This is a genomic window from Caballeronia sp. DA-9 (assembly GCF_051615025.1).
GTDB lineage: Bacteria > Pseudomonadota > Gammaproteobacteria > Burkholderiales > Burkholderiaceae > Caballeronia > Caballeronia sordidicola.
Genome location: NZ_CP195132.1, coordinates 472090 through 493744, shown reverse-complemented (window position 1 = coordinate 493744; position 21655 = coordinate 472090). Strand labels below are relative to the sequence as shown.

Below are 21655 nucleotides of genomic sequence, written 5' to 3'. Positions count from 1 at the left end.
ACTACGTGCTCGATGTCCGGGGAATCAAGCAGATACATCTGAGGAGGAAATGACTCGCTCCGTGGATATTTCATGTGTACGTATGCCCTGCGCGGACTCGAAGGCGGCCCTCACGCGTTCAGTGTCATCACCGTGAATCCGGAACAAGACATCGCCGGCTTCCACGGCCTGACCCGCGGACACAAGCAGGTCGACGCCCGCACTCAGGTCATCCGGCGCACCCGCCGCGCGTGCTATGCCCGCAATCGCCCAACCATCCACACCGGTAATGATGCCGCTGCGTGGCGCTGCCACGGCACGCACGCATTTCCCGGGTAATACCGGCTTTGCGCGGCGCCCTTGCGCGTCGATCATGCGTTCAAACGATGCCAGCGCGCGGCCAGAAACAAGCAAGGACTCGGCCAGTTCACGCCCCTTTTCCACTGTTTCCACACCCGGCGCCCAGGCGAGGATTTCCGAGGCAAAAAGCAGCGCCTTTTCACGCAGATCCACCGGTGCGTCGGTGGCATTGGTCAGCACGAGCCGGACGTCACGTACCTCGAGTGCAGGTCCCACCCCACGTCCGATCGGTGCTTTTCCATCGGTCACCATGGCCTTGACATGCATGCCCAGGCCCGCACCAACGTACTCGAAAAGTTGCCCCAGCGCTCGTGCCTCCGGTTCGCTCGTGAGCTTGGCGCGCGGGCCACAAGGCAAATCGATGATCACGTGGGTCGATCCGGCCGACCACTTCTTGGACAGAATGGATGCGACCGACCAGCGATTCGAGTCGAGCCCCAAAGGCCGGGTGAATGCATTGATCCGGTCGTCGATCAACGAATGGTTCAAGCGCCCGTTCCATGCAATGCAACCGCGCGCTTCCTCCACGCATCTTTGTAAGTCGGCACGGGTGAGATCAACACATGCAACTGTCTCCATTGCGTCCGCCGTGCCCGCAGCCGACGTGATCGCGCGTGACGATGTCTTCGGCATCACGAGCCCGAACGCCGTGACAATCGGGACGACAATCAGCGTGATCCGGCTGCCGGGAATACCGCCCATGGAATGCTTGTCGACAACAATGCGTTCGTCCCATTCGATGCGGGGTGACAGCCTTGCGCGCGCTTTTGCGACGGCAAGCACTTCTGCGTCGGTCAAATGCTGCGATGCATGCAGGAGAAACGCGTTGATATCCCTATCGGAGTATCGCAATGCAAGAATGTCGTCGAACACGGCACCATATTGCGTCTCATTGAGCGCTTCGCCAGCCAGCTTGGCTTTCATGGATGCAATACTCGGCGCAGGCGGCTGTATCGCGCGGTCAAGCGCTGCGACAAAACGTTCAATACCCTGCGCAAGGGTTCCGTCATTGGATACCTTGATCACCTCGACATCCGCTGCGAAAGGTTCCACCTGGCGCATCACGCGTTGGCGAACTTCTTCGGGCGTTTCCCTGCCCCGGGCAAGGATTCGCTCGGCGAGCACCGAGGCAGGCGCACTCACTTCAACAACAACCATGCGCGGAACACGTGAGCGGAGTGCTTCAACGACGGCGCGCGACCCGTTTGCAATGACGTGCCTACCTTGCGAAAGGGTGTGGAGCAATTCCTGGCGAAGACCGTATTTCAAGCCATGCGCCGACCATGTAATCAGGAATCCTCCCTTATTCTCCAGCGCGGCAAACTGGGCGTTGTCCAGCGCTTCGTGGTCCTCCCCAGGCGATCCGTGGGCTCGGGTAATGACCCTTCGCGCAATCATGAACGGACGGCCGCCGTGGCGCACAGCGTCAATAAGCGAGTCCTTGCCGGCACCGCTCGGTCCGACGACAAAAAAGAAGATTCCCTCTGACATGGCGTGTTTACTCCGCTTCGTCCAGACCGATATCCACGCACAGGGAGGCTTGATTGATCTTGCTCGTGGAAATGTAGTCCACGCCCGTCTTTGCAATATCGCCGATGGTTGCCAGGTTGATGCCTCCGGATGCTTCCAGTTTCGTGCGCCCGCCAACGAGTTCGACCGCCTTCGACATCTCCTCAACCGACATATTGTCGAGCATGATGACATCCACTCCCGCTTCGAGCGCCTCCTGGACCTGCTCGAGCCGGTCGCATTCCACCTCGAGTTTCGTCAACACGGGCAACTGGCGACGTGCCCGTTGAACCGCCTTCGCAATGCCGCCGCAGACGGCAATATGGTTGTCCTTGATCATCACACCGTTATCGAGTCCAAGCCGGTGATTCAGCCCTCCGCCGCACGTTACGGCGTGCTTCTCCAGCATGCGCAGGCCGGGCGTGGTCTTGCGCGTGTCAATGAGCCGGGCGCGGGTGCCCGCGACGGCTTTCACATACTCGGCCGTCAGGTTCGCGATTCCAGACATACGCTGCACGATGTTGAGCGCCGTGCGCTCCGCGGTCAGCACGCTTCTCGCGTTACCGCGCACATCAAGCATCACCGCGCCCTTTTTCAGATGGTCGCCGTCGCTGACGCGCACGGTCACCTCGAGCGTGGCGTCGTAGCGTTTGAATACGCGTGCGGCCACGTCAATTCCCGCCACGATCAGATCTTCGCGCGCGTTCATGTAGAACGCGCCTGTTTCATGCGCCTCGATCATGACCTGCGCGGTCAGATCACAGTACCCAATGTCTTCCGCCAGCCACGTATCGATCAATCTGTCAGTTTGAAATACGTCGTACATTGCAACCTCCTGAGTTTTGCAAAAACTTGCACTAAAAAAATCTCGAATTTTTATGGATTCTTTTAATTTGTATACCTAACTACTTACGTTCGCCGTCTGTTCGACATTTCCGATGAATTCCAGGCAACGCCTGATGTTCGCGATTCTTAGGTGGCTTTTCTTCCAGAATCCGCGTACACCGGGAATACCGTTACCAGTCACATGCACCCCAAAGCACGAGCGGTCGATATCAACCTTGCAAAGGTGCGACCGGGCGTCAGACGGCATGTTCGAGGAACTTGCAACTTCACACGCCGGTAAATTTTTACTTAGTGCTCTAAGTTCGTGGGATTAACTCTAGCGTACACATTATTTTTTTCCAAGAAAAATCAGCATTGTTTTTTGGTGCATGCGTGCCGCGCATTGGTGAGCCGTTGCTGCACATGCACATTTATTGGGAACTTCGCGGGTGCGCCGGCGTGCGTCGAGAGTCAGGGATCGGCATCTTTATAGCGTGTACGCTTTATTTGATATCGAACTGCGTGCATCGGCCTTTATAGCGAGCCCCTCTGAGTTCCTGAGTCGGCACCCAGCTAACTCCGCCCGCTTTTTGCCGTTCACTTTTCAGCCGGTATGATCAGCGGTCTTTGAGAAGGAGAAAATATGAGCCGGCCCGAATTCATCAAACACTGGACTGAACTGGAAGAAGTCGAAGCACATAGCTATCGCGGCGATACCGAGCACATGGCGTTCGACGCTCCGCTTTCCGATGCTCTCGGCATTACCCGCATCGGGATCCACCATGTAAGGCTGCCACCGGGCCGCCGAACCTCTTATCCGCACGCTGAAAGTACCGAGCAGGAGTTCGTGTACGTACTTGAAGGCAAACCTGACGTCTGGATCGACGGAGTGCTTCATCCGATTGCAGAAGGCGATTCAGTCGGGTTTCCAGCTGGCACCGGGATCTGCCACACGTTCATCAATAATTCGAGGGACGAAGTGAGGCTGATGGTGATCGGCGAACGTCCGCGCGACGACAACCGGATCCGATATCCGCTAAACGAAATCCATGAACGTTCGCGCGCAGACCGCTGGGTGGACTGGCCCGCGAGAGCGCTCGGGGATCATGACGGCATGCCGGATTGATACCTTGGAAGGCTGACGATGCTTACCTGGATCAAAAGCACCAAAGCAGGTCGGTGGTGAACGGAGAAACCGCTGATCTTAGCGCGCCAACTTGTCAAGATAAAAATGACTTATCATGTTGCCCCAAAAGGCGACATCGAAAAAATGGCGAGAGATGGCAGAACTGACCGAAATTTCACGGTTTGACGCCACGACAAATTTTAAACTCGACCGTGTGTGGTCCGAGTTTGAAGACGTGTCAGTCGAGCACGAGTTCCAGCGCTATCAGCGCGTCGCGCACCATGCCGCGCTCGTGCGGACTCTCGTTTTCTGCAGCCTGTTCTACGTCGCGTTCGCCATTACTGACGCGGGCGCCCTCGGCTACTCGCACACAACCTTCGTGCTATTTCTGGCGCGCTGTCTAGTGGCCCTAACTTGCGCCGTCTGCCTGCGCGCTGCGCGTGAATATCATAATTCCATCCCCGCCTTGCGTGCGGCGGCGAGCGTGGTGGAGGCCGTCGGTTTCGCGGTGTTCATGCTGATCACGTGGCTGCGGCTGGGCGGAATGTCGGTCCACGAGATGTCCATGTGCATCATGTTGATCGTTGCTTACAACTTTATTCCAAACAAGTTGTTCTACGCCTTGTGTATCAACGTGGTCGCGACAGTCGCGTTTATTGCGATTTCGTCGGCGTCGCGCATGCTTGATCCTTCAGCATTGCTGACCTCGTCCATGCTGCTTCTATTCACTAACGCGCTCGGTTACGTAACCGCTCGCCGCCATAACCGGCTCGCACGTGACGAGTTCTGCCAGCATGCATTGCTCAGAAATCTTTCCGTTCGCGACTACCTTACGAGCTGTTTCAATCGCCGCTATCTGACCGACGTTCTGTTCAATGCCGAACTGCAGCGGGCGCGCAAGACCAGGTCGACACTCGCGGTGGTCCTGTGCGATATCGACTTGTTCAAGCAGATAAACGACAACTACGGCCACCCCGCGGGAGACGCGGTCATTCGGACATTTTCCGCGTTGCTGCTGGCGCACACGCGCCATGATGTAGACAGCGTCATTCGCTATGGCGGCGAAGAATTCGTCTTGCTGCTTCCCCGAACCGATATTGCGGGCGCAACGGTTCTTGCGGAAAGGATGCGGCAAGCGTTCGAGTTAGCGGTATCGAAAGCGTGGGACGGACGCGAGATACGCGCTACCGCCAGCTTCGGCGTCGTGGTCGTGGACTGCGCACGGGACGCGGAACGCGCGACAGAGGACAGCGTGATTGGAGCCGCCGATGCACAGTTGTATCGCGCCAAAAACTCGGGGCGCAACCAGGTGTGCGCCAACGCATTACCTGTTGCGACCGACCAGGACGCGGGTCAAGGAATGATCGCGGTAGTTTGACGATCAGCGCGAAATGCACGCAAGCATTTAGGGCCTCGCCGCGACTTCGTCCAGGTGATAGAGCAGGTCCGCGGGATCTTCGTACACGCGCAATGCGCCCGAGCGCTCCAGTTCTTCTGTGCCATATCCACCCGACAACAAGCCGACGCCAAGCGATCTGCACCGGCGTGCTGCGAGCATGTCCCAGATGCTGTCGCCCACCACCACGGTATGTTCTATTGCCACGTTCAGCCGCTCGGCTGCCGCGATGAACAAGTCCGGATCGGGCTTTGCATATTTCACGTCGTCGCGCGTGACCACCACGGCGCGGGCAGGATCCACGCCCAGCGCCGCGAGATTGACGGCAGCGGTTTCCATGCGTCCACTCGTTGCAATGGCCCAGCGCGTACCGGCTTCGGTGAGCGCGGCGAGCAGCTCGCGTGCGCCTGGCAACGGACAGACCTGCGCGCGCAGGCGTTGATAAGCGTCCGCATGCGCCCGGCGCAAACGTTCTACGCGTTCCTCGCTAATTTCACCGTGCGTCTCGCGCAAGAGTTGATTGGTAAATAAGCCGCCGCTCATGCCGATCTTGCGATGTATTCGCCATACCGACAGTTCAATGCCTTCAGCATCGAGTGCTTCCTTCCAGGCAAGTACATGCTGATAGACACTGTCTACGAGCGTGCCGTCCAGATCGAACAAGAATGAAGTTTCGATTCGCATGATGAACTCCGTTTGGTCAAGCGTCAGCGCGCGCATTCCGCGTATTCAATGCTAGCTTACGCCCAGACCCGAACTTCCTGAAGGGCCTCGTCAAGTGACGCCATGAAATGATATTCGGGAGTTTGGTCAAATCCGCTAAGCTAGTGCATGTGCGTGAGGAAAAGATCTGATGCACAAGCGCAATAAGCCGTCCAGGAAGCAAAGCCATCACGAGTGGCCAAGCGGACCTCGCATTACCGCATTACACAGGAGACTGATCCATGCATGATTCTTATATTGCACACGTGCGCAAAACGCTAGACCAGATTCGCGCTGACGGTTTCTACAAGTCCGAACGGGTTATATCGAGTCCTCAGTCAGCCGATATCCGGCTTGCCGCGGGCGACGAAGTTCTCAACTTCTGCGCGAATAATTATCTCGGCCTCGCCAATGATCCGCGTTTGATCGACGCTGCAAAAACCGGCCTGGACCGCGATGGTTTCGGGATGGCGTCCGTGCGGTTTATCTGCGGCACGCAAAGCGTTCACAAGGAACTCGAGCAGGCGCTGGCCGCATTCCTGCAAACCGACGACTGTATTCTTTACTCCAGCTGCTTCGACGCCAACGGCGGTTTGTTCGAAACATTGCTGGACGACTCCGACGCGATCATCAGCGACGAGCTCAATCACGCGAGCATTATCGACGGTGTGCGTTTGTCGAAAGCGAAACGGTATCGCTATAAGAATAATGATCTGGTCGACCTGGAAACCAAACTGCGTGAAGCCGATGCAGCCGGCGCGCGCTTCAAGCTGATCGCCACCGACGGCGTGTTTTCGATGGACGGCATCATCGCCAATCTCGCCGGTATCTGTGATCTCGCGGATCGTTATGGCGCGCTTGTCATGGTCGACGACTCTCACGCGGTAGGCTTTATCGGCGAGCACGGACGCGGCACACCGGAGCATTGCGGTGTGCTTTCGCGCATCGACATAATCACCGGTACGCTCGGCAAGGCACTTGGTGGTGCATCGGGCGGCTATGTTGCAGCACGACGTGAGATTGTAGAGTTGCTGCGGCAACGTTCGCGCCCGTATCTCTTTTCCAATACGCTTGCGCCCAGCATTGCTGCGGCCACGCTCAAGGTTCTTGAACTCCTTCGCAGCAGTGAAGGTGCTCAACTGCGTTCGCGTGTGCGCGGGAACGGCGTGCATTTCCGCCATGCGATGAGCGCACTTGGCTTTACTCTCGTGCCCGGCGAACACCCGATCATTCCCGTGATGCTTGGCGACGCGCAGGTCGCATCGCGCATGGCGGATGCGCTATTGCACGAAGGCGTCTATGTGATCGGTTTTTCATTTCCGGTCGTGCCCAAGGGCCGCGCCCGCATTCGCACGCAAATGAGCGCAGCACATACCCCGGAACAAATCGATCGCGCGGTCGATGCGTTTGCGCACGTTGGCCGCTCACTGGGCATCATTTAGGACTCGAGGCGATCATGAAAGCATTGGCAAAACTCGAACGCGCACCGGGGCTGACTCTTACACGCGTGAAGAAGCCGGAGGTCGGCCATAACGACGTGATGATCCGCATTACGCGCACAGCAATCTGCGGCACTGACATTCATATATGGAAGTGGGATGACTGGGCGCAGAAAACCATTCCCGTCCCCATGCACGTGGGTCACGAATATGTCGGCGAGATCGTGGAAATGGGACAGGAAGTGCGCGGGTTCGCGATCGGCGACCGTGTGTCGGGCGAAGGACACATCACGTGCGGATTTTGCCGGAATTGCCGCGCGGGACGTCGGCATCTGTGCCGCAACACAATAGGGGTTGGCGTAAACCGGCCTGGCGCGTTCGCGGAATTCCTGGTGATTCCGGCGTTTAATGCATTCAAGATTCCAGCGGAGATTTCCGACGACCTTGCGGCTATCTTCGACCCGTTTGGTAACGCCACGCATACGGCGTTGTCATTCAATCTCGTCGGTGAAGATGTGTTGATCACCGGCGCGGGTCCTATTGGCATCATGGCTGTGGCGATTGCCAGGCATGTCGGCGCGCGTAATGTGGTGATTACCGATGTGAACGACTATCGGCTTGAACTTGCACGGAAAATGGGGGCGACGCGTGCCGTGAATGTGGCGCAGACTTCACTGCGTGATGTGATGGCGGAACTTCACATGACAGAGGGTTTCGATGTGGGATTGGAAATGTCGGGCGTCCCGAGCGCGTTTAAGGGTCTGCTTGAGGCCATGAATCATGGCGGCAAGATAGCGATGTTAGGGATTCCGCCGGCGGAAATGGCCATTGACTGGACTCAGGTCATCTTCAAAGGGCTTGAGATCAAAGGCATCTACGGGCGAGAGATGTTCGAGACCTGGTACAAGATGGTCGCCATGTTGCAATGTGGGTTAGATCTTTCTCCGGTTTTAACGCATAGCTTTGCCGTGGATGACTATCAGGAAGGGTTTGCTGCAATGCTTTCAGGGCAGAGCGGGAAAGTGATACTTGATTGGACCAGGTAGCGGGTGGCGGAGGGGCTGTTTTTAACGTCTTAGCGCGTTCCCTGTTCGTTGATTTTTTTAGCACTGTTAGCCACTGTCCGTGGCGGGACTTCGTTTCTTTTTCCATACGGCGAAAAAGAAACGAAGACAACGCCTTTCCACCGCCAATTCTTAAGTGGACCAAGCGTGCAGTTTTATCTGCTTGGGACTTCAAAAGAACGGTTACCGTCGTAATCACCGTCAGCTGAAACCCTTCCCCTCCGTATCCCTGCATCCACACGCTTCGCCGCCAGTGTTCTCGGGCAAGATTTGGCGGTCATGGTTGCAACGGCTTGAATAAGAGGGCTATCTTCTGTCTCCCGAAATTACATCTATCCAAACTGCCAGGACCAGAATGCCGCCCTTCACAATCATCTGCCAGTATGAATCGACATCAAGCATCGACATGCCATTGTCCAGGCTCGCCATTACCAACGCGCCAATCAATGCACCATAAACCGTGCCGGAACCACCGCGCATCGAAGTTCCACCAATAAAACAGGCCGCAATCGCATCCAGCTCACCCATCGTTCCCGCCGATGGCGACCCCGCCGCTAACCGCGCCGTATTGATCAAGCCGCCAAGCGCGCACATCAAGCCCATGAGCGCGAAAATCATCAGCTTTACGCGATTCGTATTCACGCCCGATAAACGCGTCGCCTCGAGATTCGACCCCACAGCATAGATACGCCGCCCAAACACGGTCTGCGTAGCAATATAAGTAAAAAGTCCAAGCAGCGCCAACAGCAACAACACCGGCACAGGAATACCACCATACCGATTGAGCGTCGTTACAAACGCCACCAGCACAAAACCCGCCGCAACTATTTTGACACCCTCCTGCCACAGCGGCACGACCGCCAGCTTGTATCGCTGCCGGTTCTGCCTCTGCCGCACAGTCAACGCTACCAAGATCACGAACAAGACCAGCGCAAGCGCATTGCCAGCCAGTCGAGGCAAATATCCCTGCCCTATGAAAACCAGGTTGTCCGATGCAGGCGCAATAGTCGAACCACCCGTCACGCCCAGCAGCACGCCACGGTAAGCCAACATTCCACCCAGACCGACAATGAAAGACGGCACGCGCAAATACGTCGACCACCAGCCGTTGAACAGCCCTATCGCAACACCCAGCAACATCACGGCAGGTACCGTGAACTGGATCGGCCAGTGGTGAGTGACGTCGAGGATTGCGGCCACGCCACCGAGCAATCCCAATAGCGAACCCACCGATAAATCGATCTCCCCAGCAATGATCACAAAGACCATGCCGCATGCAAGCATGCCGGTAATCGACATCTGCCTCAGGAGGTTCGACAGGTTGCGCGGCGTGACAAAGGCACCATCCGTCAGAAACGAAAAGAAGATCCAGATGACCGCAACAGCAAGCAGCAACGCAAGCAGCTTGTAGCGCGTGAACACTTGCCTGAAGCGTTGACCGGAACTGGCACGCGCACCCCCAGTGGTGCCGCGCTTGGAAGACGAGGTGACGTCGGGTGTCATGCGGCACTCGCTTGAATAGGGGTTGCCTGAGATGGCGCGCCAATGGCCGCGGCCAGAATGTGTTCCTGCGTAAGGCCCTCGTTAATGAAGTCGCCGCGCAATTCACCCTCGCCTATCACCAGCACGCGATCACTGACGCCAAGCACTTCATTAAGCTCCGACGACACCACGATGATCGACACACCCCGCCGCGCCAGCGCAAACATCAGCTTGTATATTTCGAACTTGGCGCCAACGTCAACGCCACGAGTGGGTTCGTCGAGGATCAGGATGGCAGGGTCGGTAAGCAGCATCTTGGTCAGTACTGCCTTTTGTTGGTTGCCGCCCGACAGACTCGCAATGGATAACATAGGCGTCGCCGCGCGTACTGACAGGCGTTTCATCTCGGTGTGGATGGTATCGAGTTCCGCAGCGGAATCAATACGCCCACCTTTCGCAAACCGGCTAAGCACCGCCAATGTAATGTTGTGGCCTACGCCAAGCTGCGGCACGATGCCGTGCCGCTTGCGGTCTTCCGGCACCATGCCTATGCCGGCGTCGATAGCGTCGGCAGGTGTCCTGATTTTGAGCTTCTTGCCGTTCAAATAGACGTCCGCCTCGCTCACGCCCGGATAAGCGCCGAAAATGGCCTGCATCAGCTCAGTTCGCCCCGCGCCAACGAGCCCCGCCACGCCAAGAATCTCACCCTTACGCAGCGCGAAGGAGACGTTGTCCACCCGCTTGCGCCGGGCATTGGTGACGTCGAGACACGTTACATTTCTCGCCTCGAAAATCACCTCGCCAATCTCATGCGGCTCGCGCGGAAACAGGTTCTTGATTTCGCGGCCAACCATCATCGCAATGATCGCGTCAGTGCTCAATCCCTTCATGGGCTGCGTTGCGACGTGCTTGCCGTCGCGAATCACCGTGACGGTATCGCATATGGCTTCGACTTCATCGAGCTTGTGCGAGATATAGACACACGCAACGCCGCGCTTCTTCAGATCGCGCACTATATTGAGCAGGATGCTGATTTCGCTTGCAGTAAGCGAGGACGACGGCTCGTCCAGAATCAGCAGCTTCGCACGCTTGTTCAAGGCCTTCGCGATCTCAATCAATTGCTGATGTCCACCGCCATAATTCATCACGGGCTGCGCCACATTGATGCCACTAATGTTAAGGCCGCGCAGCAGTTCGTCGGCGCGTTGGTACATTGCGGCGTAGTTCATCCGTCCGCCGCTTAGTGTGATCTCATTGCCAAGGAATATGTTTTCAGCCACCGACAACTGCGGCACGAGCATCAGTTCCTGATGGATGATGACAATGCCGGCGTTCTCGGTTTCGCGAATATTCATCGCCCGTAACGGTTCGCCTTCCCAGAGGATTTCGCCGTCCCAGGTTCCATGCGGATAAACGCCGGACAGGACCTTCATCAAGGTGGACTTGCCCGCGCCGTTCTCGCCGCACAAGCCCACGCATTCACCCGGCGAAACCACAAGGTCGATCCCGTCGAGCGCCTTCACTCCGCCAAACGTCTTGACGATGCCGTGCATTTCCAGCAGCGCATTTGCCATGCGTGTATCCCTGACATGATTGTGCGCGAAGACCGCTCGCAGCCCTCGCGCACGGACTTATCAAAGCGTTGCGTCAATTACCAGCCAGTTGCGACTGCGTATAGAAACCGTCCTTGACGACGGTATCAACATTAGACTTCGTCAGGAGCGTCGGTTGCAGCAACACGGTATCGACCTGCTTCTTGCCGTTGTCGTATTTGGCGTTATAGGCAGGCGGCTGACCTTTTGCCAGATCGACAGCGAGCTTTGCCGCGTCGCCCGCAATCAGCTTGAGCGGCTTGTACACCGTCATGGTCTGCGTGCCATCCACCAGCCGCTTGACCGCCGCGAGGTCCGCATCCTGGCCCGAGATGGGCACCTTGCCAGCCAGCTTCTGCGCGGCAAGCGCCTGAATGGCGCCACCGGCCGTGCCGTCGTTGGATGCAACAATGGCGTCGATCTTGTTGTTGTTCGCCGTCAACGCGTCCTCGGTAATGCGCAGCGCGGTGGCGGCGCTCCATTCCGGCACCCATTGCTGGCCAACGACCTTGATGTCACCGCGGTCGATGGCAGGCCTCAGGATCTTCATCTGACCTTCACGCAGCATTTTCGCGTTGTTGTCGGTTGGCGCGCCGCCAAGCAGGAAATAATTGCCCTTGGGCTGCGCGTTGAATACACCCTGTGCCTGCATCTCGCCGACTTTTTCATTGTCGAAGGAAATATAGGCGTCGACATCCGCGTCGAGAATCAGGCGGTCATAGGACACCACCTTGATACCCGCTTTATGCGCTTCGGCAACCACATTGCCAAGCGTCTTCGAGTTGAACGGCACGATCACGATGACATCGACTCCACGCGAGATCAGATTCTCGATCTGAGAAATCTGGCGTGCCTCGCTGGCGTCGGCGGATTGCACCGAAACCTTCGCGCCGAGCTTGGTCGCGGCTGCAACAAAATAGTCACGGTCCCGCGACCAGCGCTCGACCCGCAGGTCGTCGATACAAAATCCTATTTCGGGCTTGTCCTTGCTCGCATGAGCCAGCGACGGAATCACGGATATGCTGGCGAACATCGCGCTGCACGCGAGGGACGCCAGGATTGAACGGCGCATTGCAGACTTCATGTCTCACTCCTTTTTATGGTTGACTAGCCGATGCGTCTCCCCGCGAAGCCTGTCAGGACTGCGCATGTGCGAGAGAAAGGGACGTCGGCGGAATCTACTGCTTGCGCCGCGAATTCGTGTTCGCGGTCGTTGGTTTTACGAAAGCTTTTACTTTTGAATTCTTGATCAGCCTGACCTTTATCCGCATCGGGTGCAATTGCGAAATCGGCCGGGCCGCTTAACGTTTTTCCTTGAGGACGTTATTACTCAAAGCGCTAGCCGTAGATCGTCCGATTAACGATATTCTCCAGATACTCCTGTTGCCCACTGACATGCTGCGGGTTTACGCGGCGTCCCAGCGCATCGATGGCAAGCGATTCCAGAGAGTAACCGCCCGAGAGAATCTTGCGGCCAAATTCCGTATCCCAGCCTTCATAGCGCCGCTTCTTGAATTCCGCCAGCTTGTCGTTTTCAACCAGTGCGGCCGCCCGCTCCAGTGCGATCGCAATGACATCGATTGCGCCAATATGACCGAAGAACAGGTCCTCGGGCGCCACGCTTTGCCGCCGCACCTTTGCATCGAAGTTCATGCCGCCCGTGTTGAAGCCGCCATGTTTCAGGATTTCATAGAGCGCAAGCGTCAGCTCTTCAACACTGTTGGGAAACTGATCGGTGTCCCAGCCATTTTGGGGGTCTCCACGGTTTGCATCGACACTGCCGAATATGCCAAGCGCATAGGCCGTGGCGATTTCATGGTGGAACGAATGCCCCGCAAGCGTTGCATGATTTGCCTCTATATTCACCTGGATTTCGTTTTGCAAACCAAACTGCGTGAGAAAACCGTGAACGGTCGCGACATCGTAGTCGTATTGGTGCTTGGTCGGTTCCTGCGGCTTCGGCTCGATCAGCAAGGCGCCCTTGAAACCCATCTTGTGCTTGTGCTCCACGACCATGTTAAGGAAGCGGCCGAGCTGGTCTCGCTCGCGCTTGAGGTCGGTGTTGAGCAGCGTGTCGTAACCTTCGCGCCCGCCCCACAACACGTAGTTCTCGCCACCAAGGCGATGAGTCGCTTCAAGCGCCTGGAATACCTGGGTGGCCGCGAAAGCAAACACTTCAGGATTGGGACTCGTCGCGGCGCCCGCCGCATAACGCGGATGCGAGAAGAGATTGGCCGTGCCCCATAGCAGCTTGATGCCCGTCTGCTCTTGCTTGGCCGCGAGATAGTCGGTTACGCCCTTGAAGTTGTTGACGTAGTGCTTGATGCTGTCGCCTTCGGGTGCAACGTCGGTGTCGTGAAACGTATAGAAAGGCGCACCGAGTTTCGCGAAAAAGTCGAATGCGGCATCGGCCTTCAGGTGCGCGCGCTCGATCGCGTCGCCAGGTTGCTGCCACGGCCGGTGAAACGTGCCCTGCCCGAACATATCCACGCCGGGCCATACAAACGAATGCCAGTAGCAGACAGCGAGCCGCAGATGATCCTCCATGCGTTTGCCGAGCACCAGCTTGTCGCGGTCATAATGCCGAAAAGCGAAGGGATTGTCGGAATCCAGGCCTTCATAACGCACAGCCGGCAGATGTTCGAAATACGACATGGGCGTCTCCGTCTTTTAGTGTGACGCCATGCTGCCAGCTTGGTCCGGTTCCGGGCAATTGCGAAATCCGCCAGCGCGGATGGTGATTCTTGAGCTAAGTGGAAATCAGGCTGGCGGCAAGCCTGACGCCAGGCCTAGAATCAGCAAACGCTAAAAGCAACGATCAAGGCAATTACCAATAAGACAAACACGAAGGCGCGTATTGCGCCGCAACGGAGGAGGCGGATGTCTCGCTGCAATGCGGCGCGATATGCGTCGGAGCTCAATGACACGACCCCAGACCGCGCAGGCTTCCCACAGGATCGCGCTGCTGTTCAATGCGAACAAGGTGTATGACCGCGAGGTGATCACGGGCATTGGCAATTATCTTCTGTCTACACGCGTGGCGTGGGATCTCTTTCTGGAAGAGGATTTTCGCTGCCGCCTGAATGGCATAGAACGCTTCGAAGGCGATGGCATCATTGCCGACTTCGACGATCCCGCGGTCGCGCAAGCGCTTGGCGATTCGCACTTGCCCGTGGTCGCGGTCGGATCGTCCTATGCGGACTGCACGCGTTATCCAGCCAGCCTGCCTTACATAGCCACCGACAACGCCAAGCTCATGTCGCTGGCCTATACGCACCTGATCGGCGCTGGCCTGCAGCGTTTCGCGCTCTACAGCCTGCCGGAATCGCCGGAGAACCGCTGGGCGCAGGAACGCGAACTGGCATTCAAGGCGCTGCTTGCCGCGGATGGCCTGGAAGCGGACATCCATCGCGGCCTGCCGACCAGCGCGCCGGTCTGGAGCCAGGCGAGCGCGCAACTGACCGCATGGCTCGAAAGCTTGCCCAAGCCGGTCGGCGTAATCGCGGTGACCGATGCACGCGCGCGCCACCTGCTTCAAGCGTGCCTTATTTCGGGCATTCCGGTTCCCGAACAAGTCGCGATCATTGGCATAGACAACGATCCTTTGACCCGATCGCTCACACGCATACCGCTTTCTTCGGTTATTCAGGGTACCGAAGAAATGGGACGAACGGCCGCGCACCTTCTTCATCAAATGCTGGGCGGCGCGCGTTTTCATGGGCGCCGTATTCTCGTGCCGCCTGTTGGCATCAACGTGCTTGAGTCGACGCGTCATCAACCGGTTTCCAGTCCTTACGTGATGCGTGCACGACACTACATCCGGCAGTACGCATGCCAGGGGATCAAGACCGAACAGGTCGCTGATTATGTAGGTGTATCGCGCTCTTCGCTCGAGGATTATTTCCGGCGTGAACTCGGCCACACGGTGCATCAGGAAATCCTGAACCATAAACTCGATGTTGCGAAGCAACTGCTCGCGCGCCATGATCTGTCGAGCGCTGAAGTCGCCATCCGCTGCGGCTTTACTTCGTTGCAATACATGTACGCCGTGTTTCGCCGCGAACTGGACTGCACGCCTCGCGAATATCAGGAACGGCTGCCCGTCGCGCCGTGCGACCAGCCGGGTTGATCCTTCTTTCATGAATCTCGCCGCCATGCCTACCACCGCCCGACCAGGCTCTGTCCGCGTAAGCGCCGAACGCTGGGGTACGCTGCCCGGCGGCGACGTCGCGCGGCTGTTCACGCTGCGCAATGCGCATGGCATGCGCGTGGCGATCAGCGACCTGGGCGCAACGCTTGTTTCATGGAATGCACCTGATCGCACGGGACGCGTGGCCGACGTGCTGCTCGGTCACGACACACCCGCCGAATATTTCGCCGGCCACGCTTATCTTGGCGGTGTGATCGGGCGCTGGGCCAACCGCATAGAAAACGCGCGCTTTGCGCTCGGCGGCGTGGCCTATTCGCTGGATCGCAACGAGAACGGCAATCTGCTGCATGGCGGCGCGGCCGGGTTTCACCGGGCGCTGTGGGAGGCTCGTGAAGTCGATGGCGGTATCGAACTCACGCACGAATCGCCCGAAGGCGAAGCCGGATTTCCCGGCGCGGTCTCGACCACCTTGCGCTACTCCCTCGACGACGACGGCACGCTGACGCTCGCGTATGAAGCCGTATCGGACGCGCCCACGCCGGTCAACCTGACCAATCACGCGTGCTTCAACCTCTCGGGCGACGACACAGCCGACATCCGCGGACACGTCATCTCCATCGACGCCGACACATTCTTCGAAGTCGATGCTGCCCTGATCCCGGAAGGCCGCGCCGACGTGGCGGGCCACGCATTCGACTTCCGCGCGAGCGCGCCGCTCGGTGCGCGGCTCGACTGGCCGCACGATCAGTTGTCACGCGCAGGCGGCTTCGACCATTGCTATGTAGTTGGCGAAGGCGGCGACGCGTTCAAACCCGTGGTGCGCCTCTACGACCCCGCCAGCGGCCGCGAACTGACCATGGGCACGAACGCACCCGGCGTGCAGTTCTATACGGGCAACCATCTCGACGGCATTGTAGGACGGCACGGCCGGCGCTACGGCAAGCACGCCGGCCTGTGCCTGCAGGCGGGCGCGTTCCCGAATCAGGTCAACATGCCGGACGCCGGCAGCGTGATCGTGAGCCCGGGCGAAACGTACCGGCAGGTCACGTGGTATCGCGTAGGCGTGCGGCATGGCGCGTAGGATGGCTTACTTACTTCACCGTGATGGTCCCCGTCATGTGCGGATGCAGCGAACAAAAATAACGATAAGTCCCGGGCTTCGAAAACACCTGCGAATACTTCTCGCCGGAATCGACCGGTGGCGATTTGAACGCACGCGGCGTAGCGTCGTTGACGATGGTATGAGGAATGTCGTCGCGGTTTTCCCATGTCACCGTCGACCCGGCTGCGACCGACAATTGCGCCGGACTAAACGAAAAGTTATCGATGACAATCGTCGCGGCCGCCGGTGCAACGTCGGCTAGCGCGGGGCCTGCCGCAACGCTCGTTGCTATCAGCAGCATTGCGATCCGGATCATCCTTAGAGTCGAAAAGAAGCTCATGCACTTAACCTCGCATCGACAATGGCGAGTTCCATTTGACCCGGCACGTAGTTCACCGAACGCACGCCAAGCAAGGTGCGCAATGTGTCAGCGGGAACTTTCATGGGACCCGGACCCGCGGCCGTGCCGGGTGCGGGCTGCGGGAAAGCCGTGGACATTGCCGAATAGAAACTGATCTCGCCCTCGACCTTTTGAGCCACCTGGTGCACATGTCCGTTGAGTACCGTCACCGATCCAAAGCGTTTCATGAGGCTCAGCGCTTGCGCGCTGTCGTCGGTGCCCCATCCCCATTGCGGGTACAACGACCACAGCGGAATGTGCGCGAACACCACGAGCGGTGTGCTGCTCGAGCGCGCGGCGAGATCCTGCTTGAGCCACGCGAGTTGTTCATCGCCCAGATAACCCAGGCCGCCGCCGCGAAGGTTCAGCACGTTCGTCAAGCCGAGGAAATGAACGCCGCCCTGGTCGAAGCTGTACCATTTTTTATCCGCAGGCTTTGAAAAGCGCTCGAAATACGAATTGCCGTCGTCGATCAGCACGTCGTGTTCGCCGGGCACGTAGTGAACGTCGAGCCCCGCGCTGCCGATGATCTGCGCGGCGGTATCGAATTCACCCGGCTTTGACAAGTGACTGATGTCGCCGGTATGAATCATGAACGCGGGTTTCTCGTTCGACGTGCGGATCTTGTCGACGGCCTCCTTGAGCGTATTCGCCGGATCAAGGTTCGGGTCCTTGCTAAAGCCGATGTGGCTGTCGCTGATCTGCACGAAGCTGAACGCATGGCGATCCGCTTCGGCGGCTTGCGCCGTGCCGCCCAATAGCTTCGAGCCAGGCACGCCGCCATTGAACGTCCATAGCATGCCGGCGCCCGCCCATGCCATGCAACTGAGCGCGCTTCGTCGTTTGGCGCCATGCCCGCTGAGTGGTTCGGGCTGGCGTGTGTCTTCGATGATGTCAGGCATGACCGGTTCCTTGTGATCTCGTGAATGGGCTTGACTGCCCCATGCACATCGAACTCAGGCGCGCCCTGTCTTATTCCAGGTTTATTTTTTCGGCATATCGGTTCGATCGGGAATAAATTGGCGACTGCGCCGGTAAGTTGGATTGAGTGCCCGCGCTTTCGCGCAAACGGCGTTGTCAGGGAGAACACCGATGGGGAAGTCGCCACCGAATCGCTTCGATCAGGTGATGCTGCCGCATCTGGACGCGGCCTATAACCTTGCCCGGTGGCTAAGCGGCAGCGCGACCGAGGCCGATGACGTGGTACAGGAAGCGTTCCTGCGCGCGTTTCGTTTCTTCGATGGCTATACCGGCGACAACCCGCGCGCGTGGCTGCTGGCGATCGTGCGCAATACGTGGTTTACGGAGTGGCGCCGCCACCGTCATCAGGGGGATGCAACGCCCTATGACGACTCGCTGCACGTCGACGACCAGCTTCCCGGCTGGTCCGACGAAAGCGGCGACGATCCCGAGAAGATAGCGGTTCGACAGGATGAGACCGAGCTTGTACATCGTGCCTTGGCTATGTTGCCGGTGGAATTTCGTGAGGTGATCGTGCTGCGTGAACTGGAGGACATGAGTTACAAGGATGTGGCGTCGGTAGCAGGCATCCCGATCGGCACCGTCATGTCGCGGCTCTCGCGCGCGCGGCGTTTGCTGTGCAGCGCCGTACGCGCGGCGCAGGGCGCTCCGGAACAACCTGCCATTCGTCTGGTGAAAACACCGCCCACCGGCGCCGAGGAGTCCAAGCGTGGAAACTAACCATGATGTATCGCTCGCTGAAAAACTGCGTGACGGCTCGCTGTACGAACGCGCGCCGTCCTCGCTGCATGCGCAGGTGCGCGCCCGCCTCAACGAACAGCACAAGAAGAAGCAGCGGTTCTCATGGAACTGGTCGATGCGCTCCGCCGGATTGCTGTTTGCAGGCGGCGGCGTCACCGGGGCGTGTGCATGTGCGCTGATCTTTCTTTCGGTGATGTTTTTCCAGCGTCCTGCCGGCACGGCTGCGATTGAACAGGAGATTGTCGCAAGCCATGTACGGGCGTTGATGTCGTCGCGAACCATGGATGTGCTTTCAAGCGATCAGCATACGGTGAAGCCATGGTTCAACGGACGCATTGATTACGCACCGCCCGTGGTTGATCCGCAGGCGCAGGGGTTTCCGTTGGTTGGCGGCAGGCTCGATTATGTCGATCATCGGCCGGTGGCGGTCATGATCTATCGCTACCTCAAACATCCGATCGATCTTTATGTTTTCCCGGATAGCGGCGGACATACGGCAGTTCCCACGGCGATGGCGGCTCAATCAAGCGAGGGGTATTCGCTGATCAAGTGGCGGCAGAACGGGATGGTTTTTTGGGCTATCACCGACGCTTCGCCGATCTATTTGAAGCGTTTCGCCGACGCCGTTATTGCGGGAATTCAATAGAGCGTGAGGCGGCGCAGAAGCGTCGCCTTTGCTCTTTTCATCACACGGTCCTATTGACCTCCCGAAACTGAGTCGATGTCCGGGATCAGTATTCCTCTGACCTTCATCAATCAACGCTAGTAGCTAGTACGAAATGTTCTGTTCTGGTTGAAAGAGCGCATGTCACGCGTTTCTTCAACCGGGCGCTTTTCTTGCTGAGAGGGACACCACATACCGCTTCGTTATGCTGATCAGCAACGAGCACTTTTGCTTTTCACGGATGCCGGTATCACGTGTTGTGGGTTCATCAGCCGGGAGAACCGCCGTGAAATCGCTGCAATGCAAATTCGCTTTTTGCGCGGCCTGTCAACGCCGCTTGTTGAAAAGTTGTGCAGGATTGCTGATCGCGGTGTGTCTCGGATCATGCGGCGGCGGATCCAGCAACAGTCCAGCCGTGTCGACTACAACAGCTGGCCCGAGCGGCGCAAGCGGTACGACCGCAAGCCCTGACGCAACACCCGCGCCATCCTCAACCACGCCAACCGGCACGGCTCCTACGCCGACCCCAACGCCAACGCCAACGCCATCCGCCCCCGCGACGCCCACGCCGCCAGCGACAACGCCTTCCGGTGGAACGAATACCGGCTCAACGCCAGTTGCTGTGCAATCCTACGCAACTGACGTGCTCATGCATCACAACGACCTCGCAAGAACCGGCCAGATGCTCGCGGAGACGGCTCTCACACTCGCCAATGTCAACTCCGCAAGGTTCGGCAAGCTGCGCTTCCTGCCGGCCGACGGTAAAGTCGATGGGCAGCCGTTATTCGTGACGAATCTCACGATGGGCGCAGCCACGCATAACGTCGTCTATGTCGTGACGGAGCACAACAGCATTTATGCTTACGACGCAGACAGCGGCGCCGCGTTGTGGCAAATATCGCTGAATGGCACGGGCGAAACGTCCAGTGCCGACGTTGGCTGCCAGGACCTGACACCGGAAATCGGAATCACGTCCACGCCGGTGATCGACCGCTCGCGCGGGCCGCATGGCGCGTTGTATGCCGTTGCCATGACAACAGACGCTGGTGGGAACGTGCATCATCGCCTGCACGCCATCGACCTTGCGACGGGAGCAGAACTACTCGGCGGTCCGACCGAAATTACCGCGACTTATCCAGGCAGCGGCGCAGAAGGTTCGAACGGTATCCTTACCTTCACGCCCGCCCTGCACACCGTGCGCGCCGCGCTGACGCTGGTCAACGGCACCATTTACATGGGCTGGACCGCACACTGCATGTCTGGCAACTACAACGGCTGGCTCATGGCTTATAGCGCCGCTACGTTGAAGCAAACCGGCGTACTTCCCGTGACGCCGAACGGCAGCCAGGGCTCGATCTGGATGTCTGGGTCGGGCATGGCATCGGACGGGACATCGATATATTTCATCGACGGCAACGGTACCTTTGGCACCAACCTCAATCCGCAGGGATTTCCCGCCGACGGTGATCTAGGCGACTCGTTCATCAAGTTATCTGCAACTCCCGCGCCGGTCGTGACCGACTACTTCGCCATGTCCGATGTCGTGGCCCAGGCTGCCGCGGATAACGATTTCGGCTCGGGCGGTGCAATGCTCCTGCCCGATCAGACCACGTCGGCGGGAACGGTCAAGCATCTCGCTGTGGGAGCGGGCAAGGACAACAAGATCTACGTTGTAGATCGCGACAACATGGGCAAGTTCAACCCGAGCGCGAACAATATCTGGCAGGAACTGAGCGGCGTGTTGGCCGGCGGCATCTGGGGGTCGCCTGCGTACTTCAATAACGTCGTGTATTACGGAGGCCAGACCGATGCGCTCAAAGCGCTGCCTGTTACCAATGCACTGCTCGCCACCACACCGTCTTCGCAAAGCCCGACACGGTTTCCCTATCCCGGCGCCACGCCGGCCATTTCAGCGAACGGCGCCAGTAACGGCATTGTGTGGGCAGCGGAAAACGGCCCGGTTGCCGCGCTGCATGCGTACGACGCCGCCAACCTTGCACGCGAGTTGTACAACAGTAATCAGGCCGGCGCGCGCGACCAGTTCGGCCCAGGCAACAAATTCATCACACCGATGATCGCAAACGGGAAGGTATTTGTGGGAGCCACGAATGGCGTTGCGGTGTTTGGCTTGCTGAATTAGCGC

At 58.3% G+C, this 21655-nt stretch carries 19 protein-coding genes; 10 read left to right on the top strand and 9 right to left on the bottom strand.

Going from position 1 to position 21655, the window contains the following annotated elements; all coding sequences use genetic code 11:
- Positions 1–24: 24 nt before the first annotated feature.
- A complete protein-coding gene (gene phnN, locus ACRWA7_RS08555) occupies positions 25–1830 on the bottom strand; it encodes a phosphonate metabolism protein/1,5-bisphosphokinase (PRPP-forming) PhnN (RefSeq protein ID WP_438392278.1) in 1806 nt (601 codons plus the stop codon).
- A gap of 7 nt (positions 1831–1837) precedes the next feature.
- Positions 1838–2674, bottom strand: coding sequence for a carboxylating nicotinate-nucleotide diphosphorylase (gene nadC, locus ACRWA7_RS08550; protein ID WP_060818351.1), 837 nt, complete (start codon positions 2672–2674; stop codon positions 1838–1840).
- A 642-nt stretch (positions 2675–3316) separates the two neighbouring features.
- Here nadC and ACRWA7_RS08545 point away from each other — a divergent pair.
- Both ACRWA7_RS08545 and ACRWA7_RS08540 read left to right on the top strand, forming a co-directional pair.
- Complete coding sequence (locus ACRWA7_RS08545; protein WP_060818350.1) at positions 3317–3799, top strand: cupin domain-containing protein; 483 nt, start codon at positions 3317–3319, stop codon at positions 3797–3799.
- Between the two features lie 154 nt (positions 3800–3953).
- Positions 3954–5177 carry a GGDEF domain-containing protein gene (locus ACRWA7_RS08540; RefSeq protein WP_060818349.1) on the top strand — a complete coding sequence of 408 codons (1224 nt, stop codon included), beginning with the start codon at positions 3954–3956 and terminating at the stop codon, positions 5175–5177.
- Positions 5178–5204: 27 nt separating this feature from the next.
- On the opposite strand, the gene ACRWA7_RS08535 is transcribed toward ACRWA7_RS08540, so the two are convergent.
- Positions 5205–5879 carry an HAD family hydrolase gene (locus ACRWA7_RS08535; RefSeq protein WP_438392277.1) on the bottom strand — a complete coding sequence of 225 codons (675 nt, stop codon included), beginning with the start codon at positions 5877–5879 and terminating at the stop codon, positions 5205–5207.
- Between the two features lie 260 nt (positions 5880–6139).
- Here ACRWA7_RS08535 and ACRWA7_RS08530 point away from each other — a divergent pair, with 260 nt between their 5' ends.
- Both ACRWA7_RS08530 and tdh read left to right on the top strand, forming a co-directional pair.
- Positions 6140–7339: a glycine C-acetyltransferase gene (locus ACRWA7_RS08530; protein ID WP_438392276.1), complete on the top strand. Its 1200-nt coding sequence runs from the start codon at positions 6140–6142 to the stop codon at positions 7337–7339.
- 14 nt (positions 7340–7353) lie between these two features.
- Positions 7354–8382: an L-threonine 3-dehydrogenase gene (gene tdh, locus ACRWA7_RS08525; protein ID WP_438392275.1), complete on the top strand. Its 1029-nt coding sequence runs from the start codon at positions 7354–7356 to the stop codon at positions 8380–8382.
- Between the two features lie 324 nt (positions 8383–8706).
- Here tdh and ACRWA7_RS08520 read toward each other — a convergent pair whose 3' ends face one another.
- From ACRWA7_RS08520 to xylA, 4 genes are all read right to left on the bottom strand, one after another.
- Positions 8707–9903 (bottom strand): sugar ABC transporter permease, encoded by a 1197-nt coding sequence (locus ACRWA7_RS08520; protein WP_438392274.1) that lies wholly within the window; start codon positions 9901–9903, stop codon positions 8707–8709.
- On the bottom strand, positions 9900–11456 hold the full coding sequence (gene xylG / locus ACRWA7_RS08515) for a D-xylose ABC transporter ATP-binding protein (protein WP_438392273.1): 1557 nt from the start codon (positions 11454–11456) through the stop codon (positions 9900–9902). Before xylG ends, ACRWA7_RS08520 begins: the two co-directional genes overlap by 4 nt.
- Positions 11457–11529: 73 nt before the next feature.
- Positions 11530–12558: a D-xylose ABC transporter substrate-binding protein gene (gene xylF, locus ACRWA7_RS08510; protein ID WP_438392272.1), complete on the bottom strand. Its 1029-nt coding sequence runs from the start codon at positions 12556–12558 to the stop codon at positions 11530–11532.
- A gap of 254 nt (positions 12559–12812) precedes the next feature.
- A complete protein-coding gene (gene xylA / locus ACRWA7_RS08505; RefSeq protein WP_060818343.1) occupies positions 12813–14129 on the bottom strand; it encodes a xylose isomerase in 1317 nt (438 codons plus the stop codon).
- Between the two features lie 265 nt (positions 14130–14394).
- On the opposite strand from xylA, the gene ACRWA7_RS08500 reads away from it, so the two are divergent.
- Together ACRWA7_RS08500 and ACRWA7_RS08495 are read left to right on the top strand one after the other, a co-directional pair.
- Positions 14395–15603, top strand: a complete 1209-nt coding sequence (locus ACRWA7_RS08500) for a XylR family transcriptional regulator (RefSeq protein ID WP_060818342.1) — start codon at positions 14395–14397, stop codon at positions 15601–15603.
- A gap of 10 nt (positions 15604–15613) precedes the next feature.
- Complete coding sequence (locus ACRWA7_RS08495) at positions 15614–16705, top strand: aldose epimerase family protein (RefSeq protein ID WP_438392270.1); 1092 nt, start codon at positions 15614–15616, stop codon at positions 16703–16705.
- 10 nt (positions 16706–16715) lie between these two features.
- Here ACRWA7_RS08495 and ACRWA7_RS08490 read toward each other — a convergent pair whose 3' ends face one another.
- Together ACRWA7_RS08490 and ACRWA7_RS08485 are read right to left on the bottom strand one after the other, a co-directional pair.
- Positions 16716–17066 carry a cupredoxin domain-containing protein gene (locus ACRWA7_RS08490; protein ID WP_438392269.1) on the bottom strand — a complete coding sequence of 117 codons (351 nt, stop codon included), beginning with the start codon at positions 17064–17066 and terminating at the stop codon, positions 16716–16718.
- Complete coding sequence (locus ACRWA7_RS08485) at positions 17063–18028, bottom strand: metallophosphoesterase family protein (protein ID WP_438392268.1); 966 nt, start codon at positions 18026–18028, stop codon at positions 17063–17065. Before ACRWA7_RS08485 ends, ACRWA7_RS08490 begins: the two co-directional genes overlap by 4 nt.
- Positions 18029–18218: 190 nt before the next feature.
- Here ACRWA7_RS08485 and ACRWA7_RS08480 point away from each other — a divergent pair, with 190 nt between their 5' ends.
- The 4 genes from ACRWA7_RS08480 to ACRWA7_RS08465 all read left to right on the top strand — a co-directional run bounded on the left by ACRWA7_RS08480 (position 18219) and on the right by ACRWA7_RS08465 (position 21652).
- A complete protein-coding gene (locus tag ACRWA7_RS08480; protein ID WP_438392267.1) occupies positions 18219–18827 on the top strand; it encodes an RNA polymerase sigma factor in 609 nt (202 codons plus the stop codon).
- Positions 18817–19494: an anti-sigma factor family protein gene (locus tag ACRWA7_RS08475; protein WP_438392266.1), complete on the top strand. Its 678-nt coding sequence runs from the start codon at positions 18817–18819 to the stop codon at positions 19492–19494. The genes ACRWA7_RS08480 and ACRWA7_RS08475 overlap by 11 nt, the downstream gene beginning before the upstream one ends.
- 246 nt (positions 19495–19740) lie before the next feature.
- Positions 19741–19983, top strand: coding sequence for a hypothetical protein (locus ACRWA7_RS08470; RefSeq protein WP_438392845.1), 243 nt, complete (start codon positions 19741–19743; stop codon positions 19981–19983).
- Entirely contained in the window at positions 19871–21652 is a 1782-nt protein-coding gene (locus tag ACRWA7_RS08465; RefSeq protein WP_438392725.1) for a pyrrolo-quinoline quinone, read from the top strand. Before ACRWA7_RS08470 ends, ACRWA7_RS08465 begins: the two co-directional genes overlap by 113 nt.
- The last annotated feature ends 3 nt before the right edge of the window (positions 21653–21655 follow it).

Bases quoted from the DNA above. Each gene is read 5' to 3' on its own strand.
- phnN (WP_438392278.1), bottom strand. From the start codon at position 1,830: ATGTCAGAGGGAATCTTCTTTTTTGTCGTCGGACCGAGCGGTGCCGGC.
- nadC (WP_060818351.1), bottom strand. From the start codon at position 2,674: ATGTACGACGTATTTCAAACTGACAGATTGATCGATACGTGGCTGGCG.
- ACRWA7_RS08545 (WP_060818350.1), top strand. From the start codon at position 3,317: ATGAGCCGGCCCGAATTCATCAAACACTGGACTGAACTGGAAGAAGTC.
- ACRWA7_RS08540 (WP_060818349.1), top strand. From the start codon at position 3,954: ATGGCAGAACTGACCGAAATTTCACGGTTTGACGCCACGACAAATTTT.
- ACRWA7_RS08535 (WP_438392277.1), bottom strand. From the start codon at position 5,879: ATGCGAATCGAAACTTCATTCTTGTTCGATCTGGACGGCACGCTCGTA.
- ACRWA7_RS08530 (WP_438392276.1), top strand. From the start codon at position 6,140: ATGCATGATTCTTATATTGCACACGTGCGCAAAACGCTAGACCAGATT.
- tdh (WP_438392275.1), top strand. From the start codon at position 7,354: ATGAAAGCATTGGCAAAACTCGAACGCGCACCGGGGCTGACTCTTACA.
- ACRWA7_RS08520 (WP_438392274.1), bottom strand. From the start codon at position 9,903: ATGACACCCGACGTCACCTCGTCTTCCAAGCGCGGCACCACTGGGGGT.
- xylG (WP_438392273.1), bottom strand. From the start codon at position 11,456: ATGGCAAATGCGCTGCTGGAAATGCACGGCATCGTCAAGACGTTTGGC.
- xylF (WP_438392272.1), bottom strand. From the start codon at position 12,558: ATGAAGTCTGCAATGCGCCGTTCAATCCTGGCGTCCCTCGCGTGCAGC.
- xylA (WP_060818343.1), bottom strand. From the start codon at position 14,129: ATGTCGTATTTCGAACATCTGCCGGCTGTGCGTTATGAAGGCCTGGAT.
- ACRWA7_RS08500 (WP_060818342.1), top strand. From the start codon at position 14,395: ATGACACGACCCCAGACCGCGCAGGCTTCCCACAGGATCGCGCTGCTG.
- ACRWA7_RS08495 (WP_438392270.1), top strand. From the start codon at position 15,614: ATGAATCTCGCCGCCATGCCTACCACCGCCCGACCAGGCTCTGTCCGC.
- ACRWA7_RS08490 (WP_438392269.1), bottom strand. From the start codon at position 17,066: ATGAGCTTCTTTTCGACTCTAAGGATGATCCGGATCGCAATGCTGCTG.
- ACRWA7_RS08485 (WP_438392268.1), bottom strand. From the start codon at position 18,028: ATGCCTGACATCATCGAAGACACACGCCAGCCCGAACCACTCAGCGGG.
- ACRWA7_RS08480 (WP_438392267.1), top strand. From the start codon at position 18,219: ATGGGGAAGTCGCCACCGAATCGCTTCGATCAGGTGATGCTGCCGCAT.